The 22,347-nt window shown below is 66.1% G+C and carries 21 protein-coding genes; 14 read left to right on the forward strand and 7 right to left on the reverse strand.

The window, feature by feature from the left end:
- Positions 1–157 precede the first annotated feature (157 nt).
- A complete protein-coding gene (locus P5W98_RS02600) occupies positions 158–1,075 on the forward strand; it encodes an EamA family transporter (RefSeq protein ID WP_421042483.1) in 918 nt (305 codons plus the stop codon).
- Between the two features lie 72 nt (positions 1,076–1,147).
- On the opposite strand, the gene P5W98_RS02605 is transcribed toward P5W98_RS02600, so the two are convergent.
- Together P5W98_RS02605 and tsaE are read right to left on the reverse strand one after the other, a co-directional pair.
- Positions 1,148–2,734 (reverse strand): N-acetylmuramoyl-L-alanine amidase, encoded by a 1,587-nt coding sequence (locus P5W98_RS02605; protein WP_421042482.1) that lies wholly within the window; start codon positions 2,732–2,734, stop codon positions 1,148–1,150.
- A complete protein-coding gene (gene tsaE / locus P5W98_RS02610) occupies positions 2,716–3,285 on the reverse strand; it encodes a tRNA (adenosine(37)-N6)-threonylcarbamoyltransferase complex ATPase subunit type 1 TsaE (protein ID WP_421042481.1) in 570 nt (189 codons plus the stop codon). The genes P5W98_RS02605 and tsaE overlap by 19 nt, the downstream gene beginning before the upstream one ends.
- A gap of 182 nt (positions 3,286–3,467) precedes the next feature.
- Here tsaE and queG point away from each other — a divergent pair, with 182 nt between their 5' ends.
- From queG to P5W98_RS02650, 8 genes are all read left to right on the forward strand, one after another.
- Complete coding sequence (gene queG / locus P5W98_RS02615; protein WP_434718496.1) at positions 3,468–4,805, forward strand: tRNA epoxyqueuosine(34) reductase QueG; 1,338 nt, start codon at positions 3,468–3,470, stop codon at positions 4,803–4,805.
- Positions 4,806–4,852: 47 nt separating this feature from the next.
- The gene (locus P5W98_RS02620) at positions 4,853–5,326 is read left to right on the forward strand and encodes a methylated-DNA--[protein]-cysteine S-methyltransferase (RefSeq protein ID WP_421042480.1); all 474 of its coding nucleotides are present in this window, start codon (positions 4,853–4,855) and stop codon (positions 5,324–5,326) included.
- 29 nt (positions 5,327–5,355) lie between these two features.
- Positions 5,356–6,294 (forward strand): site-specific tyrosine recombinase XerD, encoded by a 939-nt coding sequence (gene xerD, locus P5W98_RS02625; protein ID WP_421042667.1) that lies wholly within the window; start codon positions 5,356–5,358, stop codon positions 6,292–6,294.
- Between the two features lie 98 nt (positions 6,295–6,392).
- Positions 6,393–6,914: a Cys-tRNA(Pro) deacylase gene (gene ybaK / locus P5W98_RS02630; protein WP_421042479.1), complete on the forward strand. Its 522-nt coding sequence runs from the start codon at positions 6,393–6,395 to the stop codon at positions 6,912–6,914.
- 167 nt (positions 6,915–7,081) lie between these two features.
- On the forward strand, positions 7,082–7,702 hold the full coding sequence (gene plsY, locus P5W98_RS02635) for a glycerol-3-phosphate 1-O-acyltransferase PlsY (protein WP_035526722.1): 621 nt from the start codon (positions 7,082–7,084) through the stop codon (positions 7,700–7,702).
- Between the two features lie 171 nt (positions 7,703–7,873).
- A complete protein-coding gene (locus P5W98_RS02640) occupies positions 7,874–9,673 on the forward strand; it encodes a methyl-accepting chemotaxis protein (protein ID WP_421042478.1) in 1,800 nt (599 codons plus the stop codon).
- Positions 9,674–9,870: 197 nt separating this feature from the next.
- On the forward strand, positions 9,871–10,053 hold the full coding sequence (locus P5W98_RS02645; RefSeq protein ID WP_421042477.1) for a hypothetical protein: 183 nt from the start codon (positions 9,871–9,873) through the stop codon (positions 10,051–10,053).
- 55 nt (positions 10,054–10,108) lie between these two features.
- The gene (locus P5W98_RS02650) at positions 10,109–10,564 is read left to right on the forward strand and encodes an SRPBCC family protein (protein WP_421042666.1); all 456 of its coding nucleotides are present in this window, start codon (positions 10,109–10,111) and stop codon (positions 10,562–10,564) included.
- Positions 10,565–10,680: 116 nt separating this feature from the next.
- Here P5W98_RS02650 and P5W98_RS02655 read toward each other — a convergent pair whose 3' ends face one another.
- Positions 10,681–11,166, reverse strand: a complete 486-nt coding sequence (locus P5W98_RS02655; protein WP_421023147.1) for a YajQ family cyclic di-GMP-binding protein — start codon at positions 11,164–11,166, stop codon at positions 10,681–10,683.
- Positions 11,167–11,449: 283 nt separating this feature from the next.
- Between P5W98_RS02655 and murB the strand changes: the two genes are divergently transcribed.
- Positions 11,450–12,523, forward strand: a complete 1,074-nt coding sequence (murB, locus tag P5W98_RS02660) for a UDP-N-acetylmuramate dehydrogenase (protein WP_421042476.1) — start codon at positions 11,450–11,452, stop codon at positions 12,521–12,523.
- Positions 12,524–12,550: 27 nt separating this feature from the next.
- Here the strand turns inward: murB and P5W98_RS02665 are convergent, their stop codons facing one another.
- Positions 12,551–13,378, reverse strand: a complete 828-nt coding sequence (locus P5W98_RS02665; protein ID WP_421042475.1) for an EAL domain-containing protein — start codon at positions 13,376–13,378, stop codon at positions 12,551–12,553.
- Between the two features lie 340 nt (positions 13,379–13,718).
- Here P5W98_RS02665 and hmgA point away from each other — a divergent pair, with 340 nt between their 5' ends.
- Entirely contained in the window at positions 13,719–15,044 is a 1,326-nt protein-coding gene (hmgA, locus tag P5W98_RS02670; protein WP_421042665.1) for a homogentisate 1,2-dioxygenase, read from the forward strand.
- On the forward strand, positions 15,041–16,369 hold the full coding sequence (gene fahA, locus P5W98_RS02675; protein WP_421042474.1) for a fumarylacetoacetase: 1,329 nt from the start codon (positions 15,041–15,043) through the stop codon (positions 16,367–16,369). The genes hmgA and fahA overlap by 4 nt, the downstream gene beginning before the upstream one ends.
- A 44-nt stretch (positions 16,370–16,413) precedes the next feature.
- Here fahA and P5W98_RS02680 read toward each other — a convergent pair whose 3' ends face one another.
- Positions 16,414–17,571 (reverse strand): MFS transporter, encoded by a 1,158-nt coding sequence (locus P5W98_RS02680; protein WP_434718212.1) that lies wholly within the window; start codon positions 17,569–17,571, stop codon positions 16,414–16,416.
- Between the two features lie 278 nt (positions 17,572–17,849).
- Between P5W98_RS02680 and P5W98_RS02685 the strand changes: the two genes are divergently transcribed.
- The gene (locus P5W98_RS02685) at positions 17,850–18,110 is read left to right on the forward strand and encodes a hypothetical protein (protein WP_421042472.1); all 261 of its coding nucleotides are present in this window, start codon (positions 17,850–17,852) and stop codon (positions 18,108–18,110) included.
- Positions 18,111–18,233: 123 nt separating this feature from the next.
- Here the strand turns inward: P5W98_RS02685 and P5W98_RS02690 are convergent, their stop codons facing one another.
- Complete coding sequence (locus P5W98_RS02690; RefSeq protein ID WP_421042471.1) at positions 18,234–20,015, reverse strand: winged helix-turn-helix domain-containing protein; 1,782 nt, start codon at positions 20,013–20,015, stop codon at positions 18,234–18,236.
- A gap of 353 nt (positions 20,016–20,368) precedes the next feature.
- Between P5W98_RS02690 and P5W98_RS02695 the strand changes: the two genes are divergently transcribed.
- Positions 20,369–20,920, forward strand: a complete 552-nt coding sequence (locus P5W98_RS02695) for a plasmid fertility inhibition factor family protein (protein WP_421042470.1) — start codon at positions 20,369–20,371, stop codon at positions 20,918–20,920.
- Between the two features lie 32 nt (positions 20,921–20,952).
- Here the strand turns inward: P5W98_RS02695 and P5W98_RS02700 are convergent, their stop codons facing one another.
- Entirely contained in the window at positions 20,953–21,999 is a 1,047-nt protein-coding gene (locus P5W98_RS02700; protein WP_421042469.1) for a LysR family transcriptional regulator, read from the reverse strand.
- Positions 22,000–22,347: the final 348 nt, after the last annotated feature.

Genomic DNA, 22,347 nt, shown 5'->3' on the forward strand with positions numbered 1-22,347 from the left:
GAATGGAGGCACGGCGAAGGGCCGTGCGGAGGGCGCGGCGCGCGAGCAGGCGCTCATTCTAACGCCGGCCTCGCCGGTGCGCCGCGCGGGACGCGAGCACGAGCGCGCGCTGGCCGGTAAACTTGCGGTTTCGACTGAACAATAAGCGGAGCCGGAGATGTCACCGAAGGACTTGCTGAGTGCGCTCGTGGTCGTACTCGCGTGGGGCGTGAATTTCGTGGTGATCAAGGTGGGGCTGCACGGCGTGCCGCCGCTGTTGCTCGGCGCGTTGCGCTTTCTGCTGGCGGCGTTTCCGGCGGTGCTGTTCGTCAAGCGCCCGAAATTGCCGCTGCGCTGGCTGCTCGCTTATGGCGCGACGATCTCGTTCGGCCAGTTCGTGTTTCTCTTCACGGCCATGTACGTGGGCATGCCCGCCGGGCTCGCCTCGGTCGTGCTGCAGGCGCAGGCGTTCTTCACGCTCGTGTTCGCGGCGATTTTCCTTGGCGAGCGCTTTCGCGCGCAGAACGTGTTCGGTTTGCTGATCGCGGCGTGCGGGCTGGCGGTGATCGGCCTGCAATCGTCTTCCGCGGCCGCGGGCCCAGGCGCGCAGGCGATGACCGTGGCCGGCTTCTTGCTCACGCTGTGCTCGGCCTGCATGTGGGCGCTCGGCAACATCGTCACGAAGAAGGCGGGGAAAGTGGATCTCGTCGGGCTCGTGGTGTGGGGGAGCCTGATTCCGCCGCTGCCGTTTCTCGCGCTTTCGTACCTTGTCGAGGGGCCGCAGCGCATCGAGGCGGCGCTCGGCGGCATCGGCGTCGATTCGATCGGCGCCATCATCTATCTCGCGTTCGTGGCCACGATACTCGGCTACAGCCTCTGGAGCCGGCTGCTCTCGAAGTATCCGGCAAGCCAGGTCGCGCCGTTTTCGCTGCTCGTGCCGATCGTCGGGCTGGCGGCCGCGGCGCTGCTGCTCGGCGAGCGACTTTCCGCCGCCCAGATCGGCGGCGCGGCGCTCGTGATGGCCGGGCTGGCCGTGAATGTGTTCGGCGGGCGGGTCGGGGCGCGGCTGGCGTCGATGCTGGCCGCGCGTTCCTGAACGCAGACGTTCGCCGCTTGGCCGCCACTTGCCGCTCGCTTCGGAAGTTCGCGGCAACTCGTGTGGCCTGGCTTACGTCATCCGGCTCTTCGCGAGCGGCGGATTCGCCGCGAAGTAGCGCGTGATGCCCTTGAGGATGGCGTTCGCCATCTTGTCGCGATAGGCGTTGTCGTTGAGCTTCTGCTCTTCCTCGGGATTGCTGATGAAAGCCGTCTCCACGAGGATCGACGGAATGTCGGGCGCCTTGAGCACCGCGAAGCCCGCCTGCTCGACCGAGCCCTTGTGCAGCTTGTTGATCGTGCCGACTTCGTTGAGCACGAAGCCGCCGTAGCGCAGCGAGTCGCGAATCTGCGCCGTGGTCGACATGTCGAAGAGCGCACGGTTCACGTATGCGTCCGCCGTCTTCACGTTGATTCCGCCGATCTGGTCCGACGAGTTCTCCTTGTTCGCCATCCAGCGCGCGGCCGCGCTCGACGCGCCGTGCTCGGAAAGCGCGAACACCGACGAGCCGCGCGCCTCCGGCGTGGTGAACGCGTCGGCGTGGATCGACACGAACAGGTCGGCGCCCACGCGGCGCGCTTTCTGCACGCGCACGTTCAGCGGCACGAAGAAGTCGGCGTCGCGCGTCATCATCGCGCGCATGTTGGGCTGCGCGTCGATTTTCACGCGCAGCTTCTTCGCGATGTCGAGCGCGATGTGCTTTTCGTACGTGCCTGCGCCGCCGATTGCACCGGGATCCTCACCGCCGTGGCCGGGGTCGATCGCCACCGTCAGAAGACGCGTGGTGCCGCCCTTGCTGGATTTCGGCGTGGTGAAGCCATAGTTGTCGTCCGCCGGGCCGCTGTTGTTGTCCTGCGCGATGACGGGCGGCTTCGGCGCGGGCTTCGGGCGCGGCAGGATCGTCGCCGGCGGCACGACTGGCGGCACCGTCGGGCGCGGCGAGGACGGCGTTGCTGGCGTGCCCGGCGTGCCAGGCAGGGTGGCGCCCGCATCGTTCTGTGCGTAGCGCTCGAAAAAGGCATCGCTGTTATCGTGCACGGGCGGGTTGTTGGGACCCGCGAGCGTGGAGGGCGGTGCAGGCGGCGCCTGGTTGCCCATTGCTTCACGCGAGTCGAGCTGCTGCTGCTTGTGCTCGGTCTGGGCGAGCAGGTCCATGAGCGGATCGGGCGCGACCGCCGGATAGAGATCGAACACGAGCCGGTACTTGTACGAACCCACGGGCTGCAGATTGAAGACCTGCGGCTTGACCGACCCCTTGAGGTCGAACACCATGCGCACCACGTGCGGCTGATACTGGCCCACGCGCACGGCCTGGATCTGCGGATCGTTCGGCGTGATCTTGGAGACGAGATTCTTGAGCGCGTCGTCGAGGTCGAGGCCGTTCAGGTCGACGACGAGCCGGTCGGGGCCTTGCAGCAATTGCTGCGAGTTCTGCAGCGGCTGATCCGACTCGATGGTGACGCGCGTGTAGTCGCGCGCGGGCCACACGCGCACGCCGATCACCGATGCTGCCCACGCGAGACGTGGCGCCGCGACCGTGAGGCCGAGCATCAGCGTGGACGCGCCCGCTTTCAGAATCTGCCTGCGCCGCCAGTTGTGGGTGGCGGTGGCCGCGGATTCGATCGAGCGGAACGGTTTGATTAACATCTTTCTAGACATGCCTTTCCTGATGCGCTGTATGCGTACGCGGTGAGCACGCGGCCTTCACCGTACGGACCCGGTTCGAGATGGAACACGAGGTCCGGCACGCCGAGCAGGCCACCCGCGCGTTGCGGCCATTCGACGAGACACACCGCCCCTTGCGCGAAATATTCGCGAAAGCCGGCGTCGGCCCATTCGGCCGGGTCGCTGAAACGATAGAGATCGAAGTGATAGAGCTGGAGTTCCCCGCTCGCCGTGGCCACCGTATAGGGCTCGACGAGCGTATAGGTCGGGCTGCGCACCCGTCCGGCATGGCCGAGCGCGCGCAGCGCGGCGCGCACGAGCGAGGTCTTGCCCGCGCCCAGGTCGCCGAAAAGCTGCACGTGCAGGCCGCGGAACTGCGCAGGGTCAGATTCTTGCGTGCGCAGGCTTTCGAGCGCGTGCGCGAAGCGCGCGCCGAACGCATCGGTGGCGGCTTCATCCGCGAGCGCGAAGCGGCGTTCGAGCAGAATGGGCGCGCCAGGCAGGCTCGCGTGGTCGTGTCCGGGCATGTCGGGTGTTCCGGGCATTCTCGTAAAATAGCGTAATGAATCCCTCGCATTCCCCTTCGAACCCGATGCACGACAATTCGCACGATCAGCACGAAGCGCACGATTTGGTCGATGCGCGCACGCCGGTCGAGACATCGGCGAATTCGCCCGCGCCGTTGGCTGCACAGTCGACAGCACAAGCGGCTGCAGCGGGCGTTGCCATGTCGGGAGCCGGCAGGTTAGCGCCGCGCGATGAGACTGCGCCGCTCGATGAAGCGGCGCTGGCCGCACTCGCGGATCGCATCCGCGCATGGGGACGCGAGCTGGGGTTCGGTGCGATCGGCATCAGCGACACCGATCTATCTCATGCCGAGGCGGGCCTTGCTGCGTGGCTCGAAGCAGACTGCCATGGCGAGATGGATTATATGGCCAAACATGGGATGAAACGCGCAAGGCCCGCAGAGCTTGTGGCCGGTACGCGACGCGTCATCACTGCGCGCATGGCCTATTTGCCCGCCGCCACGCTCGCCGACAAAATGCTTTCGGAGGACTGGCGGCAGCACGAGCGAGCGCGGCTGAACGATCCGCACGCGGCCGTGGTGTCGATCTACGCGCGCGGCCGCGACTATCACAAGGTGCTGCGCGCGCGGCTGCAGCAACTGGCCGAGCGCATCGAGGCCGAGATCGGCGCGTTTGGCTTTCGCGTGTTCACCGATTCGGCGCCGGTGCTCGAAGTCGAGCTCGCGCAGAAGGCCGGCATCGGCTGGCGCGGCAAGCACACCTTGCTCTTGCAGCGCGATGCGGGCTCGCTGTTCTTTCTCGGCGAAATCTACGTGGACGTGCCGTTGCCCACCGATGCGGACGCGGCGCAACACGTGCAGGTGCAGAACGTGCAGGTGCAGAACGTGCAGGTGCAGAACGTGCAGGTGCAGAACGTGCAGGTGCAGAACGTGCAGGTGCAGAACTTGCAGGTGCAGAACTTGCAGGGCGCGCGGGATCGCGCCTCGCAGGCGCCCGGGCAGCCCGGTGCGCATTGCGGCAGCTGCACGCGCTGCATCGGTGCCTGTCCGACGGGGGCGATCGTCGGGCCGTACCGCGTCGATGCGCGGCGCTGCATTTCCTATCTGACGATCGAATTGAAGGGCAGCATTCCCCTGGAATTTCGCGAGCTGATCGGCAATCGTGTCTACGGCTGCGACGACTGCCAGCTCGTGTGCCCGTGGAACAAGTTCGCGCAAGCCGCGCCGGTCGCGGATTTCGATGTGCGCCACGGGCTCGACCGGGCGAGTCTCGTCGAGCTTTTCGGCTGGAGTGCTGCGCAGTTCGACGAGCGCATGCAGGGCAGCGCGATCCGACGCATCGGCCACGAGGCGTGGTTGCGCAATCTCGCCGTGGCGATGGGCAATGCGCTGCGTGCGCCGCGTGACAGCCACGACGGGCAGGATCGGCAGGATCGGCAGGAAGGCCGGGCGGCGGTCGTGGCGGCGTTGCGCGCGCGCGAGCACGATGCTTCTGCGCTGGTGCGCGAGCATGTGCAATGGGCGCTGGAAGCGGCTTAGACTGGCGCACGTATCGAGCTTGCACGGGATCGAGGTAAGGAGAAGCGATGTTCAACGCAGTAATCGAAGCGCCGTTCGGCAAGGTCGGCATTCGCACCGGCGATGGCGCGGTGCGCGAGCTCGTCTATCTGCCCGAATCCACACGTGCGCTCGCGCCCGACTGCCCGCTCGCCGAGCGCGCGGCCGCGCAGATCACGCGCTATTTCGCGAGCGCGCAAACAGACTTCGACTTGCCGCTCGCGCCGCTTGGCACGGCGTTTCAGCGCCGCGTATGGGGCGGCATCAGCGCGATCGGGGCGGGCGAGGTGCTCACCTACGGCACGCTTGCGAAGCGCATCGGCAGCATCAGCGCACGTGCGGTGGGGCAGGCCTGCGGCTCGAATCCTTTTCCGATCGTGATTCCGTGCCACCGCGTGGTGTCGGCGAGCGGCATCGGCGGCTTCGCGCATCACGGCGGCGACGGCTTCTTTCGCGAGGTGAAGCGCTGGCTGCTTAACCATGAAGGCGTAACGATCCGATGACAGGCGCGATGGCAGGCGCGATGAACGGCATGCAGGAAGCCGAAGCTCCCGCGCTGGCTCCAGCCTGCGCGCAGGCGCTTTCCGCAAGCCTGCTCGCCATCGACACCTTCTGCGACGCCATGTGGCTCGAGCATGGCCTCTCGCGCAATACGCTCGACGCTTACCGGCGCGATCTGCGCCTCTTTGCCGAGTGGCTCGCGCAGGCGCGCTCGCACGGCCTCGACACGGTGCACGAGGACGATCTGCTCGCCTACAGCGCGCGCCGCAAGGACGACAAATCGACCTCGGCGAACCGCCGTCTTTCGGTATTCCGGCGCTACTTCGGCTGGGCGTTGCGCGAGCGGCGCGTGAGCGTGGACCCGACCGTGCGCGTGCGCTCGGCGAAGCAAGCGCCCCGCTTTCCGTCGACGCTCACCGAGGCGCAGGTCGAAGCGTTGCTGAACACGCCCGATGTGGCCACGCCGCTCGGCCTGCGCGACCGCACGATGCTCGAGTTGATGTACGCGAGCGGCCTGCGCGTGACCGAGCTCGTCACGCTCAAGACCGTCGAGGTGGGCCTGAACGAAGGCGTCGTGCGCGTGCTCGGCAAGGGCTCGAAGGAGCGCCTGATTCCGTTCGGTGAAGAGGCCGCGGCATGGATCACCCGCTATCTGCGTGAGGCGCGGCCCGCGCTGCTCGGCGCGCGCCCGGCCGATGCGCTGTTCGTCACCGCGCGCGCCGAGGGCATGACGCGCCAGCAGTTCTGGAACATCATCAAGCGCCACGCGCTCAACGCGGGCGTGCACGCGCCGCTTTCGCCGCACACCTTGCGCCACGCGTTCGCCACGCATCTGCTCAATCACGGCGCGGACCTGCGCGTGGTGCAACTGCTGCTCGGCCACAGCGACATCTCCACGACGCAGATCTATACGCACGTCGCGCGCGAGCGTTTGCGGCAACTGCACGAAGCGCATCATCCGCGCGGGTAGGGTGCCGTGGTGCGGGCCTTCAACGGCACATGCAACGCCGCTTGCAACGCCGCTTGCAACGCCACCACGGGGCGCCGTTGCACATTAAAATGCGCGCCATGAGCAAATCGAAACATGTCTCCGAAACGCCCGCCACGCAGATGCTGCGCCGCGCGGGCGTGGTGTTCGGCGAGCATCCCTACGAGTACGTCGAGCACGGCGGCACGGGCGAATCCGCGCGCCAGCTCGGCGTGGACGAGCATCGCGTCGTCAAGACCCTCGTGATGGAGGACGAGCACGCGAAGCCGCTAATCGTCCTCATGCACGGCGATCGCAAGGTCTCCACCAAGAACCTCGCGCGGCAGATCGGCGCCAAGCGCGTCGAGCCCTGCAAGCCCGAGGTCGCGAACCGCCACTCGGGTTACCTCGTGGGCGGCACCTCGCCGTTCGGCACGAAGAAAACGATGCCCGTGTACGTCGAATCGAGCATTCTCGAACTCGACCAGATCTGGCTCAACGGCGGCCGGCGCGGCTATCTCGTGAGCCTTGCGCCCGCCGTGCTCACGGCGCTGCTGGGGGCTAAACCGGTGCAGTGCGCAAGCGTAGCGACGCCCGGCGTGGCGACGCCCGGAGTTGAGTGATGGCGGTGTCCGGGCACGCGCAGGCCACCCCCCGCGTTCCCTGATTGCCCTGGGGTGGCGGCAAGAGCCGCCCGCGCTTCGGTAGAATGAGCGTCTTCGCGCGTGCAACCCCCCGCTTATCCGCACCGGGGCGCCGCGCTTTGTTTTTCTTCCTTCGGGTTTCGTGCATGTACAACCTGTTTGTTGCCGTTGCTGCCTATCTGATCGGCTCGATTTCGTTTGCCGTGGTCGTGAGCGCCGTCATGGGCCTCGACGACCCGCGCTCCTATGGCTCCGGCAACCCGGGCGCGACCAACGTCCTGCGCAGCGGCAACAAGAAGGCCGCCATCCTCACGCTGATCGGCGACGCGTTCAAGGGCTGGCTCGCGGTCTGGCTCACGATGCGCTTCGGGCCGCGTTTCGGTCTGGGCGAGACGGCCGTCGCCGTGTCGGTCATTGCCGTGTTCCTCGGCCACCTGTATCCGGTGTTCTTCCGTTTCCAGGGCGGCAAGGGCGTAGCGACCGCCGCGGGCGTGCTGCTCGCCGTGAGCCCGGTGCTGGGGGGCGCCACGCTGCTCACCTGGCTGATCGTCGCGTTCTTCACGCGCTATTCGTCGCTGGCGGCGCTCGCGGCCGCGGTGTTCGCGCCGTTCTTTTGCGTGCTCATGTTCGGTGCACACGTGATGGCGCTCGCGATTCTCGCGATGAGCGTGCTGCTGTTCTGGCGCCATCGGACCAATATCTCGAAGCTCGTGAGCGGCACTGAGAGCCGTATCGGCGACAAGAAGAAAGCCGCGGCAAGCAAATAAACCGGAAAGGAAACCGGGAAGGGGCCGCGTCGTTGCGCGCGCTCCGATAAACCGGGCTCAAGTCTTGTGCGCTGGACGCCGTAAACGCGTGGATCTTCGATTTTTGCCGCAGGTATCGCAGATCGATACCGCAGCTCGATTCACTCATCTTCATACGGCGCCTTTCGTTCTATGTTCACCACCATTCGGGCGCGCATCGTCGCGCTATGCGTCGTTATCGTCGTCACCGCGCTGGCGGCCAACACGGCGCTCGACTACATCGTTGCAGATTCGCACAACCGGGATTCGATCGACGCCACGCTCACGGCCGTCGAGGACAGCCACGCGCGGGGCATCGGCGAATGGGTCGCAAGCCATGCGCACATGATCGATTCCCTGCAGGACGCCGTGCTGCAACCCGATCCCGTGCCCATGCTCAAGCAGGTCGCCGCCGCCGGCGGCTTCCTGGACGTCTACGTGGGCTACCCCGACAAGAGCGCGAAGTTCGCCAACAGCGCCGGCATTCCCGCCGATTACGATCCGACCGGCCGGCCCTGGTACCAGCAGGCGGTGGCGGCGGGCAAGGGCGTGGTGACCCCGCCGTACGTGGATGCGGCCACGGGCAAGCTCGTGGTGTCGTTCGCGCAGCCCGTGATTCGCGAGGGCGCCGTGAAGGCCGTCGTTTCCGGCGACGTCGTCATGGACAGCGTGATCGCCAACGTGCGCGCGATTCGTCCGACGCCCGCGAGCTTCGGCATGCTGATCGACAGCGCGGGCCAGATCGTCGCGCACAACGACGCGAAGCTCACGCTCAAGCCCGTCACCGAAATTGCGCCCGCGCTCACGGGCGACAAGCTGGCCGCGCTGTTCGCGGCGCGTGCGCCGCTCGTGGTCGAGGCGGGCGGCGATGCCCGGTTGATGCGCGCGCAGCCGATCGCGGGCACGGACTGGCGCCTGGTGGTCGCGCTCGATCGCGCCGAGGCCACGGCGGGCATGCGCTCGCTCCTCACGGCCTCGCTCGCCGCGCTGGTGGTGATCGCGGTGGTGGCGGCGCTGGTGGTCGGCGCGGTGACGGCGGTGTCGTTCCAGCGCCTTTCGCGCGTGCGCGATGCGATGGACGCCATCGGCAAGGGCGAGGGCGATCTCACGCAGCGCCTGCCCGCGGCGGGCGACGACGAAGTCGCGCAGATCGCGCGCGCGTTCAACGCGTTCATGGACAAGTTGCGCGACGTGATGCGCCACATCCGTGATGCGAGCGAATCGGTGCGCACGGCGAGCGACGAGATCGCCGCAGGCAACGTCGATCTCTCGGGCCGCACCGAATCGGCGGCGGCGAGCCTCCAGCAAACGGCGGCCTCGATGGAGCAGATCACGGCGACGGTGGCGCAGTCCGCCAACGCGGCGCAGCAGGCGGACGTGACGGCGTCGTCGGCCTCGGCGGTGGCCTCGCGCGGCGGCGCGGTGATTTCGGACGTGGTGGACACGATGGGCGCGATCGAGCACGCCTCGGTGAAGATCGCCGACATCATCGGCGTGATCGACGGCATTGCTTTTCAAACCAACATTCTCGCGCTGAACGCGGCGGTGGAGGCGGCGCGCGCCGGCGAGCAGGGGCGCGGCTTCGCAGTCGTGGCGGGCGAGGTGCGCAGCCTCGCGCAGCGCAGCGCGCAGGCCGCGCGCGAGATCAAGGCGCTGATCGAGTCGACGGTGGCGAGCGTGAATTCGGGCTCGCAACTCGTGCGCAGCGCTGGTGAGACGATGGACGAGATCCTTGCGAACGTGTCGAACGTGACCACCATCATTTCCGAGGTGACCCAGGCAGCCGGCGAGCAGACGCGCGGCATCCAGGAGGTGAACCGCGCGGTGAGCCAGCTTGACGAGATGGTCCAGCAGAATGCGGCGCTCGTCGAGCAGTCGACGGCCGCCGCCGCCGCGCTGCGCGGACAGGCCGCGAACCTCGCGCAGACGGTGGGGCAGTTCAGGCTCGATTGAGCACGCCTGAGCACGCTTGAGCACGCCACCAGTCGCGGGAAGGTGTGCGAGAGAGCGGCAGGAAAGGGACGGCGCTACGGCGCCGTTTTTTTCGCCTGCGCGTTGACGCCGGCTGCGCGCCTTGCTGGCCCGATCGAACCGGAAGTCGGGCGCTTGTGCAGGGAATGGCAAAGTATTGCAGCATGGAGAATGCACACATGGTCGACATCAGCTACGAGCCGTTCGACGCCGCGACCCGGGCGGCACGGGAAAGTCCGGCCGCGCAAGAAGCCGCCTGCCTTGTGCGCTCAGGAGACCTCGACTGGCGTGCTGCGGATGCACTCGTCGCACCCAGCCGCGCACTCGAAGGAAACGGAGGTAGCCATCATGAGCAGCAGTGAGGGCCACGTGAGTGGCAAGGTTGAAAAGAGCGAAAAGGGCGCCACGAGCGGCTCGGTGAGCGAATCCGTGTTCGTCTACGTCACGTTCATGCGCGCCACGCCACAAGGGCTATGGGACGCGCTCACCAGCCGCGCGTTCACGGAGCGGTACTGGTTCGGCATGCATCACGAGTGCGACTGGCAGGCCGGCTCGCCGTGGTCGCTGCGCTTTTCTGATGGCCGGGTGTCCGATTCGGGCGAGATCGTCGAGTCGAACGCGCCGCATCGTCTCGTGATCCGCTGGCGCAACATGTTCCGCCCGGAACTGAACGCCGAGGGCGATTCCCTGTGCACGTTGCAGATCGAGCAGGTGGAGTACGCCGTGAAGCTCACGGTTACGCATCGCATGGAGCGTCCGGGCTCGAAGTTCATCGAGGCCGTGTCGGGCGGCTGGCCGCGCATCCTGTCGAATCTCAAGACGCTGCTGGAGACGGGCGAGACGCTGATGCCGCTCGTCACGACGAGCGACTAGGCAGACAGAAGGGGGCGTGAGAGCGAGGCGGCGCGTGCCGCCTCGTGGCGAGCGATCGTGTGAAAAACCGCGGAAAGCCGCGCCTGGCCGCAAAACATGCGGCCAGGCGCGACGAATCAGTCGCGGAAGTTATTGAAGTCGAGCGGCGTATCGGTCACGTCCTTGCGCAGCATGGCAATCACGCTTTGCAGGTCGTCGCGCTTGGTGCCGGCTACCCGCACGGCATCGCCCTGGATGCTGGCCTGAACCTTGATCTTGCTTTCCTTGACGAGCTTGACGATCTTCTTGGCGAGGTCGCCCGAGACACCCTTCTTCACCGTGATGACCTGCTTGACCTTGTCTCCGCCGATCTTCTCGATCTTGCCGTAGTCGAGGAAGCGCACGTCCACGTTGCGCTTGGCCATTTTCGACACCAGCACGTCCTTGACCTGGCCGAGCTTGAAATCGTCGTCGGCGAACGCGGTCAGTTCGCGTTCCTTTTGCTCGACGCGCGCATCCGAGCCCTTGAAGTCGAAGCGCGTGGAGATCTCCTTGTTGGATTGCTCGACGGCGTTCTTTACTTCGATCATGTTGGCTTCGCTGACGACGTCAAACGATGGCATTGCTTTCTCCCAAAAGTGCGAGTGGTGCACGAGCGGCACGTATTGTGCGGCTCGCGGGCCGCAGCGGGGCTCGCCGGTGCGGCGCCCTGTACTCGCTATAATCACGGACCGACGCCATTTTACCGGCGCCGCCGCGTTTGCCCAAGGCTGCGCGGCGTTGTGTGCCGGCGGCTTCGCAGCCGGCGTGCCTGCTGCTTCGCATCGCGCGGGTTTGAGTTTTCCGGCTTGTGTCTTTTGTGTGTCGTTCGTTTTCAGCGCCCGTTTTTTCGTCTCCGGTCTTTTCGTGTCACATCCATCCTCGATGCCTGCTTGCCCCACGTCCGTCGTTCCGTCCCCGGTGTGGTTTGCCGCCGGCTACCCGCTGCGCGAGCACAACACCTTCGGCTTCGACGTGCGCGCGCGCTTTGCCTGCCGCATCGAGAGCGAGGCCGATCTGGCCGCCGCCGTGCGCGATCCGCGTGCCCAGGGCCTGCGCAGGCTGGTGCTGGGCGGCGGCAGCAATGTCGTGCTCACGCGCGACTTCGATGGCCTCGTGCTGCTCGTCGCGCTGGCGGGCAAGCGCGTGACGCGCGAGGACAGCGACGCCTGGTATGTCGAAGCCGGCGCCGGCGAGAACTGGCACGACTTCGTGGCGTGGACGCTCGACGCGGGCATGCCGGGCCTCGAAAACCTCGCGCTGATTCCGGGCACGGTGGGCGCGGCGCCGATTCAGAACATCGGCGCCTATGGACTGGAAATGGCCGAGCGCTGCGCTAGCGTGCGCGCGATTGAGATCGAGTCCGGCACGCCGTACGAGTTCGACGCCGCGGATTGCCGGTTCGGCTATCGCGACAGCTTTTTCAAGCAGGAAGGGCGCGACCATTTCCTGATTACCTCGGTGAGCTTCCGTTTGCCGAAGGCGTGGCGGCCCAACGCCGGTTACGCCGACCTCGCGCGCGAGCTTGCGCAGCGCGGGCTGTCGGAGGCGCGGTGCGCGCGCGACGTATTCGGCGCCGTGGTCGCGGTGCGCCGCGCGAAGTTGCCCGATCCGCTCGCGCTTGGCAATGCGGGTAGTTTTTTCAAGAATCCGGTGATCGACGCGCAGCAGTTCGACTCGCTCGTCGTGCGCGAGCCGCGCATCGTCTCGTACCCGCAGGCGGATGGCCGCGTGAAGCTCGCCGCGGGCTGGCTGATCGATCAATGCGGCTGGAAAGGCCGCACGCTGCGCGGGGCGGCCGTGCATGAGCGGCAGGCGCTCGTGCTCGTGAATCTCGGCGGCGCCACCGGCAACGACATCCTCGAGCTGGCACAGGCGATCCGCCGTGACGTGTTCGAGCGCTTCGGCGTGGAGCTGGAGCAGGAACCTCTCAGCCTGTAGACCCTCGCAACCCTTCGTGTACCGGCACTACGCCGCGCTGTGCTGCGTGGCGAAGACGGGCCCTTGCACGAAGCGCACGTCGTACTGCTGCAACTGCTCGAACTGCGGGGCGTCCACCACGCGATTGAAGATCAGCGGAATGCGCAGCCGCGCCGCGTAGCTCACCAGCGGCTTCACCATCGAATCGCGCAGCGCCGCGCTCGCATCCATCTTCAGGAAGTCGAGCCGCGCCATGTCCGACACGGAAAGAATCTGCCCCGCATTGGGCAGATTGCCCGCCACCTTGAACCCATAGCGCTGATAGCTCTTCGTCAGATAACCGACGAAGGTCCGGTGCGCGACCGCCGCCGCCGGCAATTCGATCACCACGCGCCCCGGGTTCAGCCCGAACGAGACCAGCACATTCGAAAAGTGCCGTCCGTGGTCGTACTTCACGCTCTTGAGCAGTTGCTCGTGCACGCGCAGAAACAGCAGCCCGTGCTGCTGCGAGCCGAGAAAGTTGATCGCGTGGAGCGCGCGCACGCAGCGGTCGAGCGCGACGAGCTCTCGGTCGTCGACCGTGGTGGCGAACGGATCGAAGAGCTCGGTCTTGCCGTCGTGCTCGCGCAGCGTCACCGCCTGGAAGCCGAGTTCGTCGCCGAAGCGCGAAGCCAATGAGAGGTCCGCTGTGAGCGACTGCACGCCGCCGTGCACGCTGATGTCGTAGATCGGCTCGTAGGCACTCAGGAGCTCCACGCCATTGCGGTGCGCGACGGCCTCCGCGTGATGCGTGCCGCTGCCCATTGTCAGGTGCTCGCCGAGAAATGGGTGATTGGCAGCACGGGCGACGAGCTCAGGAATGGTTGGAGCGATCATGACGCGATGAATGTGGCGTAACGGGGAACGCGCGGGCGGCCCGCGCCGGTTGGGTTGTCGCGGCGACAGGGCCGTATGGCCTGATGGTAGCAGCCTGGGACGCTTCGGCATGCACCGATTAGTGATAACGATATCCACGCAGAGACGCATTTCCGGGCCGCGTCCGAGGAGACCAGGGTTTACATGTAATTTCACTAATCATAATCCGTTTTACTATTCGTAAATTGCGCGGCAAACTTCGCCGGTAAAACGTGGAGAGACAGTGATGAACGCACCCTTGCGGGACGTAACCCAGACAGCACCGGGAAAAAGCGGGTCGGATACGGCGGCCGATTGCTATATGAGCGGCTTTTGCAATGAGTTTGCGACCGAGGCGCTGCCCGGCGCCTTGCCTGATGGCCAGAATTCGCCGCAGCGCTGCGCTTATGGCCTCTACGCCGAGCAGCTTTCGGGCACGGCCTTCACCGCGCCGCGCGCGCACAATCGCCGGACGTGGTTCTACCGGATCCGCCCGGGCGCGGTGCATCAGCCGTTTACGCCGCTTGCCGCGCGCACGAGCGTCGATGGCATCGATGCTGGCAAAGGCCGCGCGTCGCGCCTCGTCGCCGATTTCGGCGGCGTGCCGCCTACGCCGCCCAACCAGTTGCGCTGGGATCCGCTGCCGATGCCCACGGCGCCGACCGATTTCATCGACGGCTGGGTGACGATGGCCGGCAACGGCTCGGCGGCCTCGATGAGCGGCTGTGCGATTCATCTGTACGCGGCGAACCGCCCGATGACCGACCGCTTCTTCTACAACAGCGACGGTGAGCTGCTGATCGTCCCGCAACAAGGGCGCCTTGCCATCCGCACGGAGATGGGCCGCCTCGACGTCGAGCCCTTCGAGATCGCGGTGATTCCACGCGGCGTGCGCTTTACGGTCGAACTGCCCGATGGCGAGGCGCGCGGCTATATCTGCGAAAACTTCGGCGCGCTGCTGCGTCTGCCCGACCTGGGCGTGATCGGCTCGAACGGGCTGGCGAACCCGCGCGACTTCCTCACGCCGCGCGCGGCCTATGAAGACCGCGAAGGGCAGTTCGAGCTCGTGACGAAACTGAACGGCGAGCTCTGGCGCGCCGACATCGGTCATTCTCCGCTCGACGTGGTCGCGTGGCACGGCAACTACGCGCCGTACAAGTACGATCTGCGCCGCTACAACACCATCGGCTCGATCAGCTACGACCACCCGGATCCGTCGATCTTCCTCGTGCTGCAGTCGCCCACCGATACCCCGGGCGTCGACGCGATCGACTTCGTGATCTTCCCGCCGCGCTGGCTCGCGGCCGAGAACACCTTCCGTCCGCCCTGGTACCACCGCAACGTCGCGAGCGAGTTCATGGGCCTCGTGCACGGCGTGTACGACGCGAAGGCCGAGGGCTTCGTGCCGGGCGGCGCGAGCCTGCACAACTGCATGACGGGCCACGGCCCCGATGCCGAGACCTTCGAGAAGGCTTCGAGCATCGATACGAGCAAACCCAACAAGGTCGCCGACACGATGGCGTTCATGTTCGAAACCCGCACGCTGATTCGCCCGACGCGCTTCGCGCTCGAAACGGCGCAACTGCAGGCGCATTACTACGAGTGCTGGCAAGGCCTCAAGAAACACTTCAATCCGGAGCAGCAATGAGCAATCCCATTCCCGCCGATGTGCAGGCAACGCTCGATCCGCAGCGCAAGAGCTGGATCGAAAGCGCAAACGATGCGGCCTGTGATTTCCCGATCCAGAACCTGCCTTTCGGCGTGTTCAGCACGGCAAGCCAGGAGCGCGCGCGTGTGGGCGTGGCGATCGGCGACTCGGTCGTGGACCTGGCGGTGCTGAACGAGGCCGGATTGCTGCGCGTGCCGGCCGGATCCCCAGGGAGCGAGAACGTTTTCGCGCGTGCCTCGCTGAATGATTTCATCGCGCTTGGCCGCGATGCGTGGCGCAGCGTGCGCGTGCAGCTTTCGTCGCTGCTCGCGCGCGACACGACGAGCGGCGCCACGCTGCGCGACGATGCGGGTCTGCGCCAACGCGCGTTCGTGAAGCTCGCCGATGCGAAGCTGCATCTGCCCGTGGAGATTCCCGGCTATACGGACTTCTATTCGTCGAAGGAGCATGCGACAAATGTCGGCTCGATGTTTCGTGATCCGAAGAATGCGCTGCTGCCGAACTGGTCCGAGATGCCGATCGGCTATAACGGGCGCGCTTCGTCGGTGGTGGTGAGCGGCACGCCGGTGCGCCGCCCCAATGGCCAGCTGAAGCTGCCCGACCAGGAGCGTCCGGTGTTCGGCGCGTGCCGCAAGCTCGACATCGAACTGGAGACGGGCTTCATCGTCGGGCGTGGCAATGCGCTTGGCGAGCCGATCGCATGCGAGAACGCTGAGGCGCATATCTTCGGCATGGTGCTGCTCAACGACTGGAGCGCGCGCGATATCCAGCAGTGGGAATATGTGCCGCTCGGGCCGTTCAATGCGAAAACCTTTGCCACCACGATCTCGCCGTGGGTCGTGACGCTCGACGCACTGGAGCCGTTTCGCGTCGCGCAGCCGGCGCAGGAGCCGCAGCCGCTCGACTATCTGCGCCACGCGGGCAATCATGCGTTCGACATCGCGCTCGAAGTGCTGCTGCGCCCCGAAGGGGCGAGCGAGGCCACCTCGATCGCGCGCACGAATTTCCGTCACATGTACTGGACGATGGCGCAGCAGCTCGCGCATCACACGGTGGCCGGGTGCAACACGCGCGTGGGCGATCTGATGGGCTCGGGCACGATCTCGGGCCCCACGCCCGATTCGTTCGGCAGCCTGCTCGAGCTCACGTGGAACGGCAAGCATCCGCTTGAATTGAAGAGCGGCGGCACGCGCGGCTTCATCGAAGACGGCGACGAACTCACGCTCGCGGGCTGGTGCCAGGGCGAAGGTTATCGCGTGGGTTTCGGAGAGTGCGTCGGCAAGATCTTGCCGGCGTTGAAGTAACAAGGTGAGCGCGCCGACGCCGGCTTGGCGTCAGCGTCGGCTCATCAAGCCTTCGCGCGTATGATTCCCCGCGCGCGTTCCCAGCGCAGCGTCCCGAGAAACACCAATGCACATGCGAACAGCACCCACAGCATGGCGTCGCGACCTGCGCGCTCCATCAGTGCCCCGGTGACGATCGGCCCGCCGAAGCTCGCCGCGCTCCACGAGGCGCTCACGAGCGCGCTTGCCGATACCAGCGCCACGCCTTCAAAGCGCTCGCCGCACGCCACGATGGCGAGCGTGTAGATCGAGCCTGCCGCCGCGCCCAGCACGAAAAGCAGGGGCCAGCGCAGCCACGGCGCCGCGACCGCCAATGGCAGCAACGGCAAGAGCACCGCCACGAGCACGCCCATCAGCGCGTGCACGCGCTGGCGGCCGAGCCGGTCGGCGAACCAGCCAATCGGGAACTGCATCGTCGTGTCGCCGAGCAGCACGACCGAGGCGAACAGCACCGCCGTTTCGCTGTCGATGCCGTGGCCCATCGCGAAGAGCGGCAAGAGCGAGAGCGCGAGCGTGTCGAAGAGCGCGAAGAACCCCGTGGCGACGATGAGCGCGGGCATCTTCGGCAGGATATGGCGCCAGCTGCCGTGCGGTTCGTGCAGGTCGGCGGTCTGTGCGCTCGTGCGGATGGCGGCAAGCGTCGGCAGTGCGACGAGGAAGATTGCGCCGCAGATCGCGAAGCGCCACGCCGTGAATCCCTCGATCTGGCTCACCAGCACCGGGCCGGACATCTGAAACAGCGTGAAGGTAGTCGCGTAGATGCCGACTACGCGGCCGCGATTGGTGTCGTCGGCGAGCTCGTTCACCCATGCTTCGCTGATGGTGAAGAGCAGCATCAGCGCCGCGCCGCAGACCATGCGCAAGAGCGCCCAGAGCCACAGATTCGAGCCGAACTGCATGAGCGCGGTCGCGACGGCGGCGGCCAGCACCGAACCCACGATCACCTGGCGCGAGCCGAAGCGCGTGGAGATCCACGCCGTGGCCGGCACCACGAGCAGCCCGCCGAACGCTTGCGCGGCGGTGAGTAAGCCGACGATGGCGGTGCCGTAGCCGGCGTCGGTGAGGGCGAGGGCGGTGAGCGGCAGGGTTGCGCCGGAACCGAGGCCGACCACGGCCACGCTCAGGATCAGTGCGAGGAAGTCGCGCGTGAAGATGGTTTTCATCGGGCGAGATCCTACTACGGGTGCGGTTGGCGCGGCGCGAGCGTTCCGCGTGGCTTGCGTTCTTCTTACGTAACAGCGTCCTGCTGCGGATGGCCTTGACGATTTCTTCAGGTTGCGTCCATGGTGCGCCCCGCAGACGGGCCGCACCATTGGCCTACGATCCAGTGCGCGTTATCCGGTGCAATGCCCATTCTTCAGCTTGCGGGGGGGGACTACTGGTTTCGTCCGCGTTGCGCATGGCGGGTGGGGTGCATGCGCTTTTCTCCTGGAGCGATGACATGAACACGATGAGCACCGTACGCATCGCAGTGGCCTGCTCGGCCGCTTTCTTCGCAGGAATCGCGCTTGCCGATACGTCGTCCGATCCGTCACAGGGCGGGCCGTCGGCTTCGCAGGACGTGGGCGGCATGCCCATGACCAATAGCGCCGCGGGGGCGCCGCTATCGATGTCGCATGCGCAGGTGTATCAGGACCTGGAACGCTCGATCAAGTCGGGTGAGCGCGACCGCCTGAACAACGGTCTCTATCACGGCAATTGAGACGAGCACGGAGACCTCGAACGAAACCCCGGCCGAACCGGCCAATAGACGCACAAAGGGCGCTTGAAAAAGCGCCCTTTGTGCGTCCGTGAGGACCGCTTAAGAGCCGTGCCTTCGCGCAGTTCAGTGCATGGACCCGTCGCCGATGTGCTGCTCGATGCGCCGCATGCGCCCGCTTGCGCGATACGGCTGGAACCACGGATTCATGCGCAACTCGCACAGGCGCGAGCTGCGCTCGGCGAGCGCAGCGTCCAGCCACTGGAACATTTCCTTGGGCTGGGCGAGCCGCGCATAGGCCTCGGCAATCAGCAAGGGCGAAGTGTATTGCCTGCGCCGTCGCGCCAGCAGGTCGTCCAGATACCAGTGCAGCACCGCGTCATAGCCGCCCGTTTCCCAATGCATGCGCACGGCCGCCGAGCGTGCGTGCAGGTTGCAGCAATCGAGCGCTTCCGCGGTTGCGTCCACGGCCTGCGCAAAGAGTTTCTTGACTTCGAACGCGGTTGCCAGCACCTGGTACACGAGCGGTGAATGTTCCATATGGCCCGGCGAGAGATATTCGCTAACGACTTGCGCGTGCTGACCCGCGAGGACCATGCCGAACGCGCGCGAGCCCTGGAATGCGTGCGGATCGATTTTCTCGGCGCGCGCCATCGCGGCCTGGCCTTCGGCATGGCGGCCCGCTGCGAGCAGCAGCCGTGCGTAGAGCCGGTGTGCCTCCGGGTAGCTCGGATTGCGCCGCAGTGCTTCCTTGAAGCCGGCCTCGGCGCGCGGCCAGTCCCATTCGAAGAAGTAGCGCACCGCAGCCAGCGCGTGATGGGCTTCGGGCAGATCGGGGTCGAGCTCGAGTGCGCTTTGCGCGAGGGCGCGTGCGGTGGGCCAGCCGTCGTCGGGCGCGAACAGGCCGTGCACGACCGACGCCCCATAGTAGTTCGAGAGCCCGGCGTAACCGAGCGCATAGTTCGGGTCGTGCTCGAGCGCCGCATCAAAATAGGCGCGGCTGCGCGCGAAGTCTTCGCCGTCGACGCCGTGCTGGGCGCAGAACCCCGCATCGAAATGCACGCGCCGGTACCAGAAGTAACGCCCGCGCACATAGGCGTCGTGCGCAGCGGGATCGACGGGCAGCCGCCGCGCGAGCAGCGAACGCTGCTGTTCGGAGAGCTTGGAGGCGAACTCCTGCGCAAGCGCGGCGGCGGCCTCCTTGAGGAGGTCGAGCGCGCCTTGCGAAACCGGTTCGTGTGCGCGGCTCCAGATCTGCACTTCGTCCGCGCAGCGAATCAGGCGCGTGAGAATGCGCACCTTGTGCGCTTCGCGCGAGAACGAGCCTTCGAGCACGTAGTCGAGTTTGAGCTCGCGCGCGATCTCGCCGATGCTCTTGGACGTGTCGCGATAGCGCGCGGCAGTCGTGCGCGCGATCATGCGCAGACGGTCCGCGCCGAGCGCGCCGAGCGTGGCCGAGATTTCGTCGGCGAGCGCGCTGCACAGCGACTCTTCCTTGCCGTCGCCCGTGAGGTTTGCAAACGGCAGCACCAGCACGCGCACCGCGTTGTGCACGACGCTGGGCTCCGCGGCGGCTGCCGGGTTCTCGAAGCTGGCGCCGTCGAGCCGGTAGCCCTTGCCCTTCACCGTGACGAGATGGCGCGGCTGCGCCGGGTCGTCGGCGAGCGCGATGCGGATCTTGCGGATCGCGGTGTTGATGCCGTTCTCGGTGTCGCGCCAGGGATTGCCGTGCCATAGCCGCTCGATGATGTCCGCGCGCGAGATTAACTCGCCATGGCGCGTTGCGAGCAGGATCAGGAGGTCCATCGGCAGCCGCTCCAGCCGCACCGCTTCGCCCGCGCGGCGAAGCTGGTAGCGCTCGACGTCGAGCTCGAAATCCGCGAACCGGATGATTCGATCCGTCGGCATGGGAGGTCCCCTGATGCAGCATCATGGGTCGTGCGCGGCGATGTTTCGTCCAGGGAATGCACCATCGTGCAACAGATGACGTGGGCGATTCTGGCGGCGCTCGGTGCGGGCGATGCAGGCAGCCGGTCGATCGGTGGGGGGCTCGAAGCGGCTGTCGAATCTAAATTTAGCGGCTCGCACGGCGACCTTCAAGAAGCAGCGAGCGGTGTTTGCGGCATGCGATGGGTGCGCGTTTCGTCAGCTTTTTCCGGGGTGCGGGCAGCCTTCATTCGCCGCGCATAGGTCACGAAGGATTCACATATCCCTCGTAGCTTAGGCCCCTTTTCACCGCTACAAGAGGATGTGCCTGACGCATGCCGCAGACGTCCCTGGTCACGCTTACCGAAATGCCATCGATTCCGCCACCGCAGCCGCAGTCCGCGTCCGGACCTTTCTGGATCGTGCCGGTGCCCGGACATCATCCCTACGATCACGTGCGTTTGAAGCGCGTATTCGCGACCGACGGCACGCGTCACGAAGTGGTGGTGGTCGATCTGTACAAACTGCTGGTCTGCGCGGACCGCGACGACACCGATTACGTGCTCAAGCCCGTCGATGACTGGCATGTGGGCAAGGTGCGCGGCATCCGCGAATTTCTCGACCCGCGCAACGAGCGCGTGCCGCAAATGCCCTACCTGACGATCGAGAAGCGGCGCGTGGCCGGGCTCGCGGGATGGCTCGGCCTTGCGCACGAGGGCGTGGTGGCGTTTCGCAACGGCCAGCATCGTGCGCGTTACCTCTCGTGGGCGGGCGCGAAGTGGCTGCCGGTGGAAGTGCATGAGCGCGAAGCGCCGCTGCTGCGCGAACAGTGTGGCGCCATCGGACTGGAAGAACGCGGGCGGGGCGCGGCACCAGGGCCTGCGTAGCGGTGTTGGGTTTGCGCCGCGCTTGTATCGGGTTAGCGCCAGGCGAGCCCGCAGACGCCGTTCGACATATGCAGCGCCGCACCGTTGCCGAGTGTGCCGTTCACGGGCCGCAGGGCGGCGTGACCGGATGCCGGGAGTGCCGCGGGCGTGATTGTGTTTTGTTCGTTGGCGTCGCTCGCACGCTGGAAATGCTCGATGGCGTAGTCGACGAAGCGCAGCGTTTTCGCGGGCAGATATTGACGATTCGGATAGACGATCGACATGTTGGCGTCGGGGTCGTCGATCTCGTACTCGGGCAACAGGCGCACGAGCGTGCCGGCGGCGAGATCTTCGGCGACGAGCGACGTCGGCACGATAGCCGGGCCCATGCCCGCGAGCGCGGCGTGCCGCACCATCAGCATGTTGTTGACGGCATAGGCGGGCCGCAGCGTGACCTGCTGCGCATGCTCGCCGGGCCTTGCGAATTGCCAGGTGACGCTGCGTGCTTCGGGCGGCAGGCTCACCGCCGCGTGGCGCGCGAGCTGCGCGGGCGTGCGCGGCTCGCCGTGCTCGGCAAGCCAGCCGGGCGACGCGCATGGCACGAACGTTGCCGCGTCGAGTGTCCGCTCGACGAGATCCGGGTCGCTGTCGCGTGTGGGCGACACCGGGACGATGCCCACGTCGAAGCCGTCCTCGACGAGCGAGATTTGCCGCTCGGCGAGCGTGAGGCGCACGTTCACGCGCGGGTAGCGCCGCCGGTAGCCGTCGATGAGCGGCGTGAGCGTGACGAGCGACACGGTGCTGGCCGCGGCCACGCGCAGTGTGCCGCCGGGCTCGCGTTCGGTATGCGCGAGCGCATTTTCGAGGTGGTCCAGTTCGTCGAGCACGCTGCGGCAGCCTTCGAGATAGTGTTCACCCGCTTCGGTAAGCGACAGATTGCGCGTGGTGCGGTTGATGAGGCGGGTATGCAAATGCGCTTCGAGCATGGCGACCGAGCGGGTGACCAGGGCATTCGAGACGTCGAGTTGCTGCGCGGCCCTGCGAAAGCTTTGTGATTGCGCAACCGTGACGAAGACGCGCATGGCGTGTATCTGGTTCATGGAATTTCGCCTCATATGCTGATTGCATTTACCCGATTAAGGGCATTCCGTTTGGCATTGCGGAGGTGACGTCAATGTGCGCGCTAGATTTAGCCCTGTTGTGCGATTGCGGTGGCGATATTGGAAGGAAAATAATATTGACAGTTGTAAAGAATTGCAATATTTATCGCAAACAGCGCCGGCGTTTCACGCTCGTAAAGGAATAGCATTTCTGGCAATACATTATGGTATTTGGGCAATGACGCGAACAGTGGACACGCAATCGACGTCGATCGCGGAATCAATTGCATAATTCACCCGCATGCTTGCCATGCACGATGACATTGCCGGGGTGAATCTCGCCGCGCC

The organism is Paraburkholderia sp. A1BS-2L, assembly GCF_051125205.1.
Lineage (GTDB): Bacteria > Pseudomonadota > Gammaproteobacteria > Burkholderiales > Burkholderiaceae > Paraburkholderia.